The organism is Paenibacillus sp. FSL W8-0919, from assembly GCF_038003785.1.
In the GTDB taxonomy this organism is placed as follows: Bacteria; Bacillota; Bacilli; order Paenibacillales; family Paenibacillaceae; genus Paenibacillus_AQ; species Paenibacillus_AQ lactis.
The window spans coordinates 722,656-738,247 of sequence record NZ_JBBOPV010000001.1 but is presented as its reverse complement, the minus strand read 5'-3'; the positions used below and the strand labels follow the sequence as shown (position 1 = coordinate 738,247).

The 15,592-nt window shown below is 53.0% G+C and carries 11 protein-coding genes; 8 read left to right on the top strand and 3 right to left on the bottom strand.

Annotated features, from left to right (window positions below):
• Nucleotides 1–9: 9 nt before the first annotated feature.
• On the bottom strand, nucleotides 10–969 hold the full coding sequence (locus NST44_RS03145; RefSeq protein WP_007130639.1) for a phosphotransferase enzyme family protein: 960 nt from the start codon (nucleotides 967–969) through the stop codon (nucleotides 10–12).
• 292 nt (nucleotides 970–1,261) lie between these two features.
• Here NST44_RS03145 and NST44_RS03140 point away from each other — a divergent pair, with 292 nt between their 5' ends.
• The gene (locus NST44_RS03140) at nucleotides 1,262–2,500 is read left to right on the top strand and encodes a DUF4073 domain-containing protein (RefSeq protein WP_040738810.1); all 1,239 of its coding nucleotides are present in this window, start codon (nucleotides 1,262–1,264) and stop codon (nucleotides 2,498–2,500) included.
• Nucleotides 2,501–2,626: 126 nt separating this feature from the next.
• On the opposite strand, the gene pgmB is transcribed toward NST44_RS03140, so the two are convergent.
• Together pgmB and NST44_RS03130 are read right to left on the bottom strand one after the other, a co-directional pair.
• Nucleotides 2,627–3,301 (bottom strand): beta-phosphoglucomutase, encoded by a 675-nt coding sequence (gene pgmB, locus NST44_RS03135; protein ID WP_210094234.1) that lies wholly within the window; start codon nucleotides 3,299–3,301, stop codon nucleotides 2,627–2,629.
• A gap of 292 nt (nucleotides 3,302–3,593) precedes the next feature.
• Nucleotides 3,594–5,882 (bottom strand): glycoside hydrolase family 65 protein, encoded by a 2,289-nt coding sequence (locus tag NST44_RS03130; RefSeq protein ID WP_007130636.1) that lies wholly within the window; start codon nucleotides 5,880–5,882, stop codon nucleotides 3,594–3,596.
• 111 nt (nucleotides 5,883–5,993) lie between these two features.
• On the opposite strand from NST44_RS03130, the gene NST44_RS03125 reads away from it, so the two are divergent.
• The 7 genes from NST44_RS03125 (at nucleotide 5,994) to bglX (ending at nucleotide 15,572) form a co-directional block, all read left to right on the top strand.
• Nucleotides 5,994–6,746 carry a helix-turn-helix transcriptional regulator gene (locus tag NST44_RS03125; protein ID WP_007130635.1) on the top strand — a complete coding sequence of 251 codons (753 nt, stop codon included), beginning with the start codon at nucleotides 5,994–5,996 and terminating at the stop codon, nucleotides 6,744–6,746.
• Nucleotides 6,747–6,763: 17 nt separating this feature from the next.
• On the top strand, nucleotides 6,764–8,566 hold the full coding sequence (locus tag NST44_RS03120) for a sensor histidine kinase (RefSeq protein ID WP_040738808.1): 1,803 nt from the start codon (nucleotides 6,764–6,766) through the stop codon (nucleotides 8,564–8,566).
• Between the two features lie 6 nt (nucleotides 8,567–8,572).
• The gene (locus tag NST44_RS03115) at nucleotides 8,573–10,123 is read left to right on the top strand and encodes a response regulator (protein ID WP_007130633.1); all 1,551 of its coding nucleotides are present in this window, start codon (nucleotides 8,573–8,575) and stop codon (nucleotides 10,121–10,123) included.
• 174 nt (nucleotides 10,124–10,297) lie between these two features.
• Entirely contained in the window at nucleotides 10,298–11,536 is a 1,239-nt protein-coding gene (locus tag NST44_RS03110; RefSeq protein WP_007130632.1) for an ABC transporter substrate-binding protein, read from the top strand.
• 103 nt (nucleotides 11,537–11,639) lie between these two features.
• On the top strand, nucleotides 11,640–12,584 hold the full coding sequence (locus NST44_RS03105; RefSeq protein WP_007130631.1) for a carbohydrate ABC transporter permease: 945 nt from the start codon (nucleotides 11,640–11,642) through the stop codon (nucleotides 12,582–12,584).
• A 5-nt stretch (nucleotides 12,585–12,589) separates the two neighbouring features.
• The gene (locus tag NST44_RS03100) at nucleotides 12,590–13,414 is read left to right on the top strand and encodes a carbohydrate ABC transporter permease (RefSeq protein WP_007130630.1); all 825 of its coding nucleotides are present in this window, start codon (nucleotides 12,590–12,592) and stop codon (nucleotides 13,412–13,414) included.
• A 49-nt stretch (nucleotides 13,415–13,463) separates the two neighbouring features.
• Nucleotides 13,464–15,572, top strand: a complete 2,109-nt coding sequence (bglX, locus tag NST44_RS03095) for a beta-glucosidase BglX (RefSeq protein ID WP_007130629.1) — start codon at nucleotides 13,464–13,466, stop codon at nucleotides 15,570–15,572.
• Nucleotides 15,573–15,592: the final 20 nt, after the last annotated feature.

Below are 15,592 nucleotides of genomic sequence, written 5' to 3'. Positions count from 1 at the left end.
CCTTATCGATTATGATATCGGCAAATGAACGACCGGAGTGCCGGCCTCGATATCGGCTTTCATCCCTGCGAGATACTTCCGGGTCCGTTCGTCGAGCTCATGCCAGTCAACGTATTTGGAGAAGTAGACGAAGGAGTATACGTTTCGAAAATCAATGAAAAAAGGAATCCGCTTGATCCAATCGGTGCTGAGCGGATGCTCCTGAAGATATCCGGTTAAGAGCGCATCGCAGAAGCGGGAGGCAAACTCGGCTTTTCTCGGGCCGGGAACGGTCTGTACCGCATGATAGATCGAGATCGCGATATCGTAAGCGTACCAGTGATAGCCAATGTCTCCGAAGTCGAAAAAGACGATGTCGCCGTCGTGGACATGGAAATTGCGATGATGCAGATCATTATGGACGATGCCGTAGCCTTGCGGATCTTGGGGGAGGGAGGACAGCTCCTTTAGATACTCCTTCCAACGGGTGTGCACCTTTTCGCCGGCGGCAGCCGGAAATTCATCCGTAAAGATCGGATGGCTGTTCCAATGGGCAAAGCCCATTTGGTGAAGGAGAGCGGCGGAACCGTGCTTGCCGAGCGCATGCATCCTGCCCAGACCGCGTCCCCAGCGCTCGATCACGGCAGCATCCGATTCCAGATCGGTTAACGGCCGGCCCGGGGCCATCGTAAAGGCGATCACATAAAATAACTGTCCGCCATGGGCTACCTCTTCGATAAGGAGTCCCTGATGTGAGGTTAACGATTCCGCGATGCGAAGCCCGTGTCCGGCCAGATGGGCCATCCAGGTCTGCTCCCGGATGATGTCAGCCTTCCGGTATTTGGCGGCATCCAGAAACTTTAATACGAAACGGGACCCATCCTCCCCGGCATACTCGAATACACTCTGATCAAATCCCCCCAGCAGCTTTAACGAATACGCCCCCTTGCCGAATTTCCCGGCACCTTGGTTCAAAACAGCCTGTTCCATCGATCATTCCCCTCTCTTCCGCTACTCTTCATAGATTCCCGCCCACGGCATAACCACTATCATATGATGGGAATCACTGTATCTATCAGTCTACTATTTTTTATTGTCGGATTGTCAAGTCAAGGTGGCGGCAACTCTTCTGAAAAGGCTTCCCGCTCATTATGTGAACGATTTACTTTAAGTGAATATTAGCTTAATATTTCCTGTTTACAATAAGAGAGAAGCATACATTAAAGCATACATTGTTTTGCGAAAGTATTCTGAAAATGAACATTACTAGGAGGAATTAATGATGAAGAAGCTGCTAACAAGTATTATGGCAACATCTATTTTTTTTAATATAGGTGCTGTTTCAGGATCCGCTCAAGCAAAACCGGATGAACATCTATTTTCGAAAAAACCAGGCCTTACCTTTGATGTCATTAGTGACATTCAAGGGGATTACGCTGACTTTAAGCATGTGCTTCATGATATGAAAGAGGTAAATCCTGCTTCGAAAGCATTAATCATTAATGGCGATATTACGGACCGAGGGTGGGATTTCGAATATCAAGCCGTACAACAAGTGTTAGATCGTAATCCTCACCCGGAAAATGTATGGTACAGCATAGGAAATCATGAATTTTATAAACCGAAATGGGCAACACCGAACAAATTAGCACAAGACACATGGCCTAATCATACACCGGAATCTGAAATGTTCCAAAATTTTTATAACTTTACTGGTGAGGAAAAAGTCTACCATAAAAAAGAGTTAGACGGATATCCGTTCCTTTTCTTGGGTACCGAAAAATATATGCACTATCATGATGAGTCTTTGTGGGATGAGGTTTATCTTAGCGATGAGCAGCTTGATTGGTTAAAGCAGAATCTTGAGGAATATTCAAAGAAAAAACCAAATAAACCGATCTTTCTCTTTAGTCATCATATCCTAAAGGATACGATTTCAGGCTCTAATCAATCGCCGTATACAGGTGACTACTTAGACCAGGCTAAATTAGAAGCAATCTTAAAGGATTATCCGCAAGTCATTCTTTTCACAAGCCACAGTCATTGGGATCTGAATCTTCCGGATTGGGCAGGTAAAAAGGTAGTAGAAGGTGGAGATCAACGTGGGTTTACCGTTGTGAACACAGCCGGGATTCAAGCGGGGTGGGCATCGGCAGGGCCTAATGGCGGTGAAGTTTCGACAGGCAATGATTTTAAACAGGGCCTCCAGGTTGAAGTGTACGGAAATGATGTGAAGATCAAGGCGTATGACTATAAAACAGATAAAGTTATTAAAGAGCTTGGTGTGCACAATGGTACTGTTGTTCAATTACCACCCGATGTAGTAGCAGATGACGAAAAAAATCAATTGATCGGTGCTACCCAATACATGGAATACTCTGTGAATGGGAAAAGTCGCTGGGTAGACTATGATCCGAAGAACCCTCCAACATTTGAAGGAAACCAAAATGTATTCGTTCGCCATAAAGGTGAGATGAACCTGGAAGACGGATTATCCAAAAAGGTGACTTTCAAAAAATAATATCTGCAATTCAAGTGTTATAAGAGAGAAAACGATTTAATCGACAACGGTGGCATTGGAATAAAAATGGGAGTGTCCGAAAGAACGCCAGACTCTTTCGAGAACACTCCCATACTTATTTCAAAGCTACCCTTCAAACGCTTGCTTCAGCTCGCGGAAGTCAAGCTGCGACGTGCTAGGCAGCACGATATCCGCATGCGGGAAATGCTCGGCCCGGCCGATCGCAACCGCGAACATGCCTGCGGCCTTGATGGCCTCCACGCCGGACGCAGCGTCCTCGACGCCGATGCAAGCGGCCGGATCGGCGCCAAGCTGGGCAGCCGCCGTCAGGAAAATCTCCGGGTCCGGCTTGTTGTTCTTCAGCTTCGTGACGTCAACGATGACGTCGAAGCGATCCATGACGCCAAGCCGGGTAAGGACGGCTACGGCGTTCTTGCTGGCCGAAGCGATGCCTGTCGCCAGGCCCGCCGCCCGGATAGCGGCGACGAAATCGGCGACGCCGGGAAGCAGATCGGCCGGCGTAATCGTCTCGATCAGCTCGACGTAGAGCTTATTTTTACGCTCCGCCAGCTGATGCAGCTCCTCGTCCGAATAGCTGACGGGCGTTTCCGCTTGGCTTAAGAGCAGCTTCAGGGAGTCTATGCGGGAGACGCCCTTCAGGTTCTCATTAAACTCGCGGGTGAAGGGAATGCCAAGCTCGGCGGCAATGGCTTTCCACGCCTGGTAATGATATTCGGCCGTATCGGTAATGACGCCGTCCAGGTCAAAGATGACGGCTTGAAGCGTTATTCCTTCGCTCATGGTTCATTTCTCCTTCTATCAACGGAAACATGTCTAAGTCATGTTCCCGATTATCACTTTTAAATAGTCTGGCAGCCGATAGGGGATGGACTTTCATGGACCTTCACCAGCAACATGCCGCGTCAATCCCGGCAATTTTGCGATGTGTACCCAGTATGCAATGTGTACCCAGTATGCAATTTGTACCCAGTATGCGATTGTGCTTGGTACATGTCAGGTGAGATTCCCGGCGCATGCGTCGTACGAGCCGTGGACATCCAAGCCTCTGGCTGAGTTAAAACCCTTGAGCTGTTTAGCCTTTAAGCGGCCGTTTCACCGGCTGTCCGGAAGCCAGATCCACAAGCTCCTCATACAGCTTGATTTCGAGGGGTTCGCCTTCGACGAGCTCGATCGTCACACCTGATTTTTCAATCGATACGCCGATCAGCCGGCCCCGGAAGTTCAAGCGGAATGCATACTGCTCCCAATCCTTCGGTATGGCCGGAGAGAGGGACAGCCCGTTTTCCTTAATGCGCATCCCGGCAAATCCGTATACGATGGACATCCAGGTGCCGCCCATATTCGCCATATGCAGCCCGTCCTTCGTATTGCCGTGCGTGTTGTCCAGGTCCAGGCGCGCGGTTTCGATGAAATACTCGTACGCCTTGTCCATATTGCCGATCTTCGAAGCCATGATGCTGAAGATACAGGAGGACAGCGAAGAATCGTGCGTCGTGATGCCCTCGTAATAATCGTAGGAGCGGCGGATCGTCTCGAAATCCTGCTCGTCCTCCAGCAGGAAATGCGCCAGCACGGTGTCCGCCTGCTTGCACACCTGGTACCGGTAAATCGTCAGCGGATGGTAGTGCAGCAGCAGCGGATATTTGTCTTCCGGCGTGTTCTCGAAGTCCCATACCGCTTTGCGGAGGAACGTGTCATCCTGCGGATTGATCCCCAGCGTCTCGTCGTAAGGCAGCAGCATCGCGTCCGCAGCCTTGGCCCAAGCGGCGATTTCCGCATCGGTTACGCCGAGTCTGTCGCAGAGCGCTTTGTAGCCTTCCGCATCGTAATCTTGCAGGATCGAGCAGCTCTTGGCGGCCCACTTCAAGTTATGCTTCGCCATCACGTTGGTGTAATAGTTGTTGTTCACGCAGCAGGTATATTCATCCGGTCCCGTCACTTCATCGATGTGGAACGCCCCGTTGTAGTAATGGCCGATGTCCGCCCAGAGGCGGGCCGTCTCGATCAGCACCTCCGCACCGTAAGACAACAGGAAGTCCTGATCCTGTTCAGCCAGATAATACTGAATATAGCTGTAAGCGATATCGGCGCTGATATGGTACTGCGCGGTTCCCGATGGGAAGAACGAGGAGCATTCGGTTCCCGAAATGGTACGCCACGGGTACAGGGCCCCCTGTTTATGCCCCATCTCGCGGGCTCTTGCCCGTGCCTGGTCAAGCGCAGCGTAACGATACAGCAGAAGCTGGCGTGCGATGTCCGGCTGAGTCATCAGGAATACCGGGAACATGTAAATTTCCGTATCCCAGAAGTAATGCCCTTCGTATCCTTCGCCGCTGAGGCCTTTAGCCGAGATGTTGCTGTACTTGTCCCGACCGGCGGATTGCAGCAGCTGGAACAGATTGAACCGGATGCCCTCCTGAAGACGATCATCGTTACGAATCGTGACATCGGCGGACTTCCAGTAGTTGTCCAAATACCGGGTCTGCTCGGCGACCAGATCCTCGAACGACAGATCCTGCAGCCGCTCGTGGAGCCTGATGCCCTCCTCCACGAGATCCGAGCCATGACGCAGGCTGTCCGCGTACATATTGTATTTCGTCAAAGTAACCGGTCCGGAGAGCGGGAATGAAGCGGTGAACAGAACTTCGCCCGATCTGGCTTCCAGCTGCACCTGCGCCCCGGAGCCTTCCAGACGGTGACGCGTCACGCAAGCCGCACGCAGCTTGGAAGCCATCGTCTCGTCAATGACGTAGCCGTCCTGACCTCGAACGCCGGCATCGATCACGGTCATCCGCTCCGCATGACCGGCTCCGACCCGCGGATCGTTCGGGTTCGTGTAGTTTTTTACGTTACCGTTCACCGTCGAGACGATGCGTACCCGGCCGTTGAAATTGACCGGCTCCAGCTGGAGCTGGATCGCAAACAATTCGCGGCGGGTGAAGGACACCAGGCGCCGGAACGTCAATCGGATTTCTTTGCCGGACGGAGAAGTCCACTGCACCTTTCGCTCCGCATAGCCTTTATCCATGTGCAGATGGCGTTCATGGGCCGAAATCGTGCCGTGGTCCAGACGAAACGGCTCCGGCTCGTCGTCCAAGTAGACGAGAACGGTTTGAGCGTCGATATTGTTAACAAGCTTTTGCTGGGTATCGGGAAAGGCGAACAGTTTCTCGCCGTATGGAATTTCAATGATATCGTGAAAAGCATTCAGATAGGTTCCGCGAATGGTCGACATGGACGGGCCATATCCCTCCTCGAAGTTGCCCCGGACGCCGAGGTAACCGTTTCCAAGCGCGAACAGGCTCTCCATATTGAGCAGTGCCTGCTGTGATAATTCGGAATTTGAAATCTTCCAAGTCATCGTGTACACTTCCTCCCTAGCAAGGTTATGTTTGAATTTTAGAGCCAAAAAGGGTTATATTATACTAAAATATTCAGATTTTTATCAATATTTTTAGGTGGTGTGCAAATAATGAAGGAGCTGTCCCGGCCGGCAAACCCGCCCTTTGTTTTGTCTTCCCGGATGCAGTATTTACGCGACAATTTTATCCATCCGCCGTTCGATTACGAGCATGAGCTGCTGGAAGCGATCCGATTCGGCGACGAGGCCAAAGCGATGGATATGCTGCGCAAGATCAATGAGCTCGAGGCCGCGGTCTTGGCCAGCTATCCGCTCCGCTCCAAGAAGAACGCGCTGATTGCCTCTTGTACGTTATTTACCCGGGCGATTATTAAGGGCGGCGTCGATCCGGAGACGGCCTTTCATCTCAGCGACACGCTTATTTTGGAAATCGAGAAGATCGGCGATGTGGAGCGTCTCGTCGCATTCGAATACGAGATGCTGGTGCAGTTCGTCTCGATGATCCGCAAGGAGAAGGAAGAGCTGACGTACTCGCATATTGTGAACCTGGCGATCTATTATATTCGCGAGCATATTTTTCAAGAGCTGTCCCTGCAGGGAATCGCGGACCATCTGGGCGTTCACCCGAGCTACCTGTCCGACCGCTTCAAGCGGGAGACCGGCATGCCGCTGACCTCGTATATTAACCGGAGAAAGGTGGAGGAATCCAAGCATCTGCTTGTGTACACGAATCAGTCCATCTCCGAAATCGCATTCACGTTCAAGTTCTGCAGCCAGAGCTATTATACGCAGGTGTTCCGAAATTTTACGGGGATGACGCCGCGCCAGTTCCGGTTAAGCGGAGCCAAATCCATATCGACATGAAGAAAGAGACCTCTAGCATGAACAGACTAAAACAGAAAATGCTGGATTTAAGCCTGGAGCATAAGCTGATCGCCGCTTTCTCCTGCTTCATCATTGTGCCGCTCATTCTGATCGGCGGGATCGTATCCTGGGTATATGTGGACAACAACCGTACAACGATGATTGATGCGGCCGTGGAGAACAATAAACAGATCGTCAAAAATATCGATACATCCCTTCAGCCCCTGCTGCGGCTGTCAATGTTCCCGATCCAGGACTCGACGGTGTATCAGATCATGCGCAAGGATTACGCCAAAATCGAGTATCCCCTGCTGGAACGCGGCCAGGATTTCGACAAAGTGAACGGCTTGATCCAGAGCGGCATCATGCTATATTCTGATCTGATCGATTCGGTGGTCATTTATCATGAGAACAGCAAGTCGATCATCGGCCGCAGCAACCGGGAATATATGAATGCTGCTTATTTCAGGGACCGATTCACCGAGGAGCCGTTTGTCCGGAAGATCCGGGAGGCGTATGGACTCTTTGTGCCAATCGGCATACACAAGGAGGAGCTGCTGTCCGCCAAGGGCGTGCCGGTCGTATCGGTAGGCCGGGCCATTATGGACCCCTATACGAAGGAGGACCTCGGCTTTATCCTGTTTAACATTTCGGTGGACAAGCTGAAGACGCTGTGGAGCGATACGGCCTTTTCGGAAAACACGAGCTTTTACCTTATCGATGAAGCCGACCGGATCGTTCACAGCATGAATGCGGAAGAGATCGGGCTGCCGGCTTCCGAGGTGCTTGGCAGCGAGTTTCAATATCATAAGGACGGCAAGGTGAACACGCAGATTGCCCGGGACACCTATATCATTTCTTCCGGTTCCTCGCTGGCGAATTGGAAGGCCGTCACCGTCATTCCGAAGAAGGACCTGTTCTCGATCGTGTACCTGATGGTAGCGGTTTTGATCGGCGTCCTCATCTTGCTTCTGGTGCTCTCGATCCTGATCTCCGCCCGAATCGCGACCACGATCATGAAGCCGCTGGCGGTGCTCAACAGCAAGATGAAGCTGGTATCCCAAGGGCAGCTGAACGTAAGCCTGGATACGAAGCAGCGTGGGGAGATCGGCGTCATCAACAACACGGTCGACCAAATGCTCAAGGAGATCCGGGAGCTGATCGAGCGAATCTACGTGGAGGAGGAGGAGAAGCGGAAGCTGGAAATGAATGCGCTCCAGTCGCAGATCCGCCCGCATTTTATCTATAATACGCTGAACGTGATTAAGTGGATGGCCAAAATCCAGGGCGCTGCGGGCATCGAAGAAGCGCTGCAGGCGTTCTCGTCCGTCATCAAGTTCACGGTAAAGAAGGAAGGGAACTACGTTACCATTGCCGAGGAGGTCGAATTCATGGAGAATTACACCAAAATCCTCGATTTTCGGTACTTTAATACCTTCGATGTCACGTATGAGGTCGATCCGGCCGTTATGAAATATAGGACGCTGAAGTTTCTATTGCAGCCGCTAGTGGAAAATGCAGTGTTTCACGGATTCGAAGGCATTGACTATAAAGGCCACCTGATCATCGCTATTTATGAGGATCAAGGAGCGCTTGTCATGAAGGTCGAGGATAACGGACGGGGCTTCCCGGAGGACGGGCAGCCCAAGAAGGAACAGAACGGGCCAAGGGATGGCTTCAACTCGATCGGATTGAACAATATTCGTAACCGGATATCCCTTCACTTCGGTCCGGAATACGGGCTTTGGATCCAGCGAAGGGAGCAAGGCGGAACGGTGGCATGGATCCGCGTTCCGATCATCACAGAAGAAGCAGGGTGATAGCAAGTGCGGATACTTATCGTGGATGACGAGCCGCTCGTTCGGATCGGCATCAAGTCAGCAATCGACTGGGAAGCTCAGGGTGTGCAGATCGTCGGAGAGGCCGGTGACGGAGAGGAGGCGCTGCAGCAAATTGCGGACAAGGACCCGGATGTGGTGCTCCTCGACATCAAAATGCCCAAGCTGGACGGCATTGAGGTGCTTCGCAGGGTTCGTGAGCAGCAGCTGCCGGTTCAGATCGTGGTGCTTAGCAGCTTCGACGATATAGCTTATGTGAAGGAAGCTTTGAAGCTTGGGGCTTTCGATTACTTCCATAAACCGGATATGAACGAACGCGAGCTGACAGCGATGCTTCGGAGCATCCGGGAGCAGCTTGGAACAAGCGGGACGCCTGCCCCGCCGACCGTGGTGACGCAAGGCAGCCGGAAGGAACAGCTGCTGTATGAGGCCCTCGAAGGCAAGGTGCAGGACCTGTCCGAAACGAGTCTTGAGGAAGGGAATATGTATATCGTTCTCTTTAAAATCAAAAACTATCGCACAGTCATTCAGCGATATACGAAAGAAACCGAATCGGTGCTCCCCAGCACCGTTCAAAATGTGGTGCGCGAGATGCTCTCCAAAGAGAAGGAGGTCGAATACCTGCAGCTAGACGTCCAGCATAGCTGCGTATTCATCAGCAACAGCGAGCATAAGAGTCTGCTCGCATCCCTAAACCGCGTAAACAAATTGGTGCAGATGATCAGCTCGGCCCTGAAGCGGTTCGTGAACATCGATATCGTGCTGGGCGTCAGCGATTGGTTCGAAGGCTACAGCGCCATTCCTGCAGGCTATGAGCAGGCGGCTAAAGCGCTGTCCCATCATTTTTACCATCCTGATACGTCCATCTTCTATTATCAGCATCTGCGGCTGCAGGGGGAGAGCGCGCTGAAGCAGGCGGATGCCTATGTGAGCCAGATGAAGTCGGCGCTGCGGGAAGAGGAGAATGAACGTTTTCTGGAGCTGCTGTCCCGCTGGGAGGCGTTCTTGGAGCAGGAGGAGTGCATGGAGGAGCGGGATGTCCGCAAAGTGTACGAAGGCTTGCTGTTCATGATCGGCGGGGACGACGGCAAAGTTGAATCAGGGGCGGAGCACAGCGGAGGCTTCGAGGATATCGAGGATTTCCGGGGACTGGCCGCGGGCTACCGGAAGCTGTTCGAGGACCGTCTCAAGCAGCGCCAGCGACTGTTGAATAAAGGCTACAGCCAGCTTACGCGCAGCATTATGGAATATATCGAGGAGCATTATGCCGAGAGCCTTTCCCTGAAATTGTTCGGGGAGCTGCTGCATGTCAGCCCGAATTACGTCAGCCGGCTGTTCAAGCAGGAGGTTGGCCAAGGGCTGTTCGACTATATTAATGAGCTCCGGATTGAGAAAGCGAAGAGACTGCTTCGGGACTATCGATACAAAATATATGATGTCGCCGAGATGGTGGGATTTCATAATCAGGCCCATTTTGCGATTGTATTTCAGAAATACACAGGCTTATCTCCTAAGCAATATAGGAAAGAAGAAGTGTGATTTTAGAGAAGAAAGTGTAATTTCTCATAAAATCGTTTCTCTCGTGCAAGATATCTATAAAAAAATAGTCAATATTAAAAAATTAATCATCATTTGATTAATTTTTTTTATTCTTCGGACTCCTTATCATGAATGTGTAAGGTTTAACGAAACGAAACATAGGGGGTAGCAACCATGGGTAAAGTGAACAAGAAGATTTCCGCCATGCTGGTATTATGCCTGGCTCTTGTTGTCGCGTTAACCGCTTGCGGCGGCAATAAAAGCGCTGACAATAAAGAAGGAGCATCCGGAGAGAAAGTGACCGTAAACTTCGGCTTCTGGGGTACGGCGCAGGATTTGGAGATCTACCAGAAAGCAGCCGATACCATTTCCGAGAAATATCCCGAGATCGAGCTGAAGATCAAGCAGTATCCGAGCAGCGAGCAGTTCTGGAATACGTTGCCCGGCGAAATTGCGGCAGGCGTAGCGCCTGACTTTATTAAGATGTCCAATGAAGGCGCATACGAGTACATCAACAAAGGCCTGTTCACGCCGATTGATGATCTGGTTCAAGCGACGGGCGTTGACATGGGCCGTTTCCCGGATACCTCGAAGAAGATCTGGAATGTTGACGGCAAGCAGTACGGCATTCCGAACAGCGACATGCCGGCCATGTTCTTCATTAACGAGCAGATGTGGAAGGACGCCGGTCTTGGCGATTACCCAACCACATGGGACGAAGTGATCGAAGCGGCGAAAGTGCTGAACAAAGGCAATGTAAAAGGCATTATCGTCAATCTGGACGCATTCCATATTACGAACTACGTGAAAAGCTTCGGCGGCGGATGGGGCAACGGCAAGACCATCAACTCCCCTGAAAACGTAAAAGCGCTGGAATTGATCATCGACATGTACAACCAAGGCATCGCGGTTACTCCGAAATCCGCCGGCTTCGGCTGGGACGGCGAAGTGTTCGCGAACAGCCTGGGTGCTATGAGCACCGGCGGATATTGGTATAAAGGCTACCTGAAGGACGCCAACCCGGATATGAAATACGTTGCGATTCCGGTTCCGAAAGGCACAACGAACGGCAGCACCATGAGCTCCGACGCTTATATGGTGCTGAAGGATGCCAAGAACAAGGAGGCCGCACTGAAGGCCGCTTATTACATGACCAATGACGACACGCAAACCGCATTCATGGATCTTGGCTTCAATCCTGCCGTGTCGTCGCTGTCCGAGAAATACTTCGAGAAAAATCCGGAGTTCAAGGCGCTTCAGCCGGCGCTGGAATACAGCACCGACTATGGCTATCCGACCGATACCAAGCGCTTCACGGATGAACTGGTGAAAGAGCTGGAAGGCCTTGTGCTTGGCGGTTCCGGTAAGACGGCTCAGCAAATTCTCGACGATATTCAGAGCCAGTTCCAATAAGAAAAACAGGCAACAACCTGCTCCCGCTCCTTGATATCAGGGAGGCGGGAGCCTTTATTTTGCATGAGCGATTCAATTCTAGCATGGGAGTGGGGGATAACTTATGTCCGAATACAGCAGCAAGCATGTCGGCGCGAAGGGCGGCAAGATCAAGCAGTCCTGGCTGCGTTCGCTGGCCGACTCCGACAAGACACTCGGCTGGTTGTTTACGCTGCCCTTTTTGATTTTGTGGGCTTGGTGGTTTTTATATCCGTTTATCCAATCCTTCGTGAGAAGCTTCCAGGACGCCAATTTTGCGGCACTGGACCAGGCCAAATTCATCGGCCTCGAGAACTATACGGCGATTCTTCACGATAAGGAGTTTTTCCGGGCGCTGCTGCATTCCTTGGAGATCGTGGTCATTTCGATCCCGATCCAAACGCTGCTCGGGCTGCTTTTGGCCATCCTCGTGAACCAGAAGCTGAAGGGCAAGGGGATTTTCCGTACGGTGTTTTTCCTGCCGTATATCACCTCGCAGATCGCCATTACGACCGTTTTCATGATGATGTTTAAGCAAGGGACCTTTCTGACCGATTTCTTCGGCGTTTTGGGCTTCGGGAACGTCACCTGGTTTGCGGATACCCGCTATGCGCTTCTGTTCGTCTGCATCCTGTTCATTTTCCAGCAGGCAGGCTTCACGATGATCGTGTATCTGTCCGGCCTGCAGGAAATACCGAAGGATCTGTACGAGGCCGGCGAGATCGACGGCGCTTCAAAATGGAACAAGTTCCGCTATATCACCGTGCCTTATCTGAAGCCGATCACCTTCTTTATCGTGTCGGTATCCACTATCGCCGGCTTCCAGATTTACGACCAGATCGCGGCGATTTCGCGTTACGGCGCACTCGGCTCGCCGGCGGGAGCGACCAGCACGGTGGTGACGTACTTCTACCAGCACGGGATCCGTTACATGAACATCGGATACGGAAGCGCGGCGGTCGTACTGTTCTTTATCATTATTATGCTGATCACGTACCTGCAAAAAAAATTCCTGGATGAGAAGGAGTGAGAGCAATGAAGACCCGCATAAACAGCAATCGGCCGTTTCTGTATATCGGCACGATCATTCTGGGGCTTTTATTCGCCCTTCCTTTTCTCTATACGATTTATACGTCCGTCATTCCGATGCGGTATGTCAATACGCTGACGTCGCCGGCCAACTGGACGTTCGAAAATTTCAAGGTATTCTTCACAAACGATGCGTACAACGTGCCAAGATGGTTTCTGAATACGGTCATCATGACCGGCGCCGTCGTTCTGGGCAACCTCGTCATTAACCCGATGGCCGGCTTTGCGCTTGCCAAGCTGAATTTCCGCGGGAAAGGCCTGATTTACTGGATCGTGGTGGCTACGATGATGGTGCCTTATCACATGATTCTGATCCCGGTATATGTGAACGTGGCGCAGCTTGGATGGCTGAACACGTTCTGGGGCTTGACGGTGCCGTTCTTGTATCAAGGGTTGTATATCTTCATGCTCCGGCAGTTCTTTATCTCGGTTCCGAATGAATTTCTGGAAGCCGCCCGCATCGACGGCTTGACGAAGATGGGCGCCTTCTGGCGGATCGTCTATCCGCTGGCGCGCTCTTCCCTGATCACGATGTCGATTCTTGCGTTTGCGGGCACCTGGAACAGCTATTTGATTCCGAGCACGCTCGCCAATACGCCGGAGATGTACGTGCTAGTCGTCGGCCTGAACAGCGTGAAGGACATGTTCTTCGAGAATACACCGATGATCATGGCGGGCGTCGTGCTGTCGACGCTGCCGATCATCCTGTTCTTCTTCCTGTTCCAGCGCCAATATATTGAAGGCATCTCGAATGCCGGCGTCAAAGGCTAGATTGCTGATTGTTGATCGCTAAGTAGACATACGTTGAGGAGGGAGCTGCATGGATCAAGCAGAACAGCGAGCGCGGGAGCTGTTAGCCCGGATGACGCTGGCCGAGAAGATCGGCCAGACGGTACAATACGGCCGCTGCGAGGAACGGGAGAGGCAGCTGGTCGCCGAGGGGCGGATCGGGTCTTTGCTGAACGTTCACGGGGCGAAGAAAATAAATGAATTGCAGCGTCTGGCAGTGGAGCAAAGCCGCCTCGGCATCCCGCTGTTGATCGGCGACGATGTCATTCACGGCTTCCGGACCATCTTTCCGATCCCGCTTGGCGAAGCCGCCAGCTGGGATCCCGAAGCGATGGAGAAGAATGCCCGCATCGCGGCGAGGGAGGCGGCGGCCGAAGGCATCCGCTGGACCTTTGCCCCGATGGTGGATATTACGCGCGATCCCCGGTGGGGACGCATCGCGGAGAGCACGGGCGAAGATGTGTATTTGTCTTCTCTGGCTGCCGCGGCGAAGGTCAAGGGATTCCAGAGCCCGAACGAGTCCGGATATCCGGCCGTGGCTGCCTGCGTGAAGCACTTCGCCGGGTACGGGTTTGTCGAGGGCGGAAGAGATTACGATACGACGGATATGTCGGAACGGACGCTGCGGGAGACGGTGCTTCCGCCGTTTGCGCACGGCATTCGGGCCGGCGCCATGTCGGTGATGAGCGCATTCAGCGAGCTGAACGGCGTGCCTGCATCGGGCAGCCGGTACTTGCTGCGGGATATTCTGAAGGAGGAGTGGGCCTTTGACGGCATCGTGGTCAGCGACTGGGAGTCGATTGAGGAGCTGATTCATCACGGCTACGCGGAGGACCGTAGAGATTCGGCGCTGAAAGGCTTGGCGGCAGGCGTCGATATGGATATGCATTCCGGCGTCTATCTCGATCATCTGGAGTCCATCATTGCGGAGCATCCCGAGATGATGGAGCTGCTGGATGATGCCGTGCTTCGCATTCTGAAAGTGAAATTCCGGCTCGGCTTATTCGAGAATCCTTATGTAAGCGAGGACGATCCGGAGGAAATCGGCATTCCTGCCGCTCATCTGGAGCAGGCCCGGGACAGCGCACGCAAATCGATCGTGCTGCTTCAGAACGATGACGGCATCCTGCCGCTGGATACCGGCCGATTCAAGAAGCTGGCCCTGATCGGGCCGCTGGCCGACGATCGCCACAATACGATGGGCTGCTGGGCGTGGAAGGGCCGCGACGAGGACGTTGTTACCGTATGGGATGCCTTCCAATCCGAGCTGGCTCCGGATACGCAGGTGTTCCATGAACCGGGCAGCGGCATTTTGGAGGAACTTCCCGGAGGGATCGATCGTGCCGTGGACCTGGCAGGGCGCTGTGACGTCGCGGTCGTGGTCGTCGGGGAATCGGAGCCGATGACCGGGGAGCATTACAATGTGGCGTCCATTACGCTCCCGGCGTGCCAAGAGCGGCTGATCCGGGAGCTGAAGAGCCGGACCTTCACGCCCGTCGTGGTCATCCTGATGAACGGTCGCCCGCTCGCGGCGCCATGGCTGCACGAGCTGGCGGATGCGGTCATCGAGGCATGGCACCCGGGGACGGCTGCGGGGTATGCCGTGGTCGATGTGTTGACCGGGGCGCACAACCCGAGCGGCCGCCTGCCGGTAACCGTTCCGCGGGCAACCGGACAAATTCCGATGTATTACAATCGGAAGAATACGGGACGTCCGCATTTGTACGAGGATTACATCGATTGCGACGATTCGCCTTTGTACCCGTTCGGGTACGGCCTCAGCTATACGACGTTTGAATATGCGGATCTGGCGCTGGACAAGCCTGTAATCGGCAAGGACGAGAGCGCGAATTTGTCTGTGAGAATCAGGAACACCGGCAAGCGCGCCGGCGAAGAGACCGTGCAGCTGTACATTCGCGATCTGGTGGCCAGCTCTACCCGTCCCGTCCGGGAGCTGAAGGGCTTCAGCAAGGTGTTTCTTGAGCCAGGAGAGAGCCGTGTCGTCCATTTTGCGCTTGGGCCGGATGAGCTCGGGCTTCTCGACGAACGGATGGCGTTCACGGTTGAGCCCGGGAAGTTTCATATTTGGGTCGGGCCGCATTCGGAGGAAGGGCTGCGTACGGAGCTCACCGTGATTTGAAACGCCGTAAGGGCGATAAA

Coding starts and splice junctions, on each gene's coding strand:
- NST44_RS03145 (WP_007130639.1), bottom strand. CDS start 969: ATGGAACAGGCTGTTTTGAACCAAGGTGCCGGGAAATTCGGCAAGGGG.
- NST44_RS03140 (WP_040738810.1), top strand. CDS start 1,262: ATGAAGAAGCTGCTAACAAGTATTATGGCAACATCTATTTTTTTTAAT.
- pgmB (WP_210094234.1), bottom strand. CDS start 3,301: ATGAGCGAAGGAATAACGCTTCAAGCCGTCATCTTTGACCTGGACGGC.
- NST44_RS03130 (WP_007130636.1), bottom strand. CDS start 5,882: ATGACTTGGAAGATTTCAAATTCCGAATTATCACAGCAGGCACTGCTC.
- NST44_RS03125 (WP_007130635.1), top strand. CDS start 5,994: ATGAAGGAGCTGTCCCGGCCGGCAAACCCGCCCTTTGTTTTGTCTTCC.
- NST44_RS03120 (WP_040738808.1), top strand. CDS start 6,764: ATGAACAGACTAAAACAGAAAATGCTGGATTTAAGCCTGGAGCATAAG.
- NST44_RS03110 (WP_007130632.1), top strand. CDS start 10,298: ATGGGTAAAGTGAACAAGAAGATTTCCGCCATGCTGGTATTATGCCTG.
- NST44_RS03105 (WP_007130631.1), top strand. CDS start 11,640: ATGTCCGAATACAGCAGCAAGCATGTCGGCGCGAAGGGCGGCAAGATC.
- NST44_RS03100 (WP_007130630.1), top strand. CDS start 12,590: ATGAAGACCCGCATAAACAGCAATCGGCCGTTTCTGTATATCGGCACG.
- bglX (WP_007130629.1), top strand. CDS start 13,464: ATGGATCAAGCAGAACAGCGAGCGCGGGAGCTGTTAGCCCGGATGACG.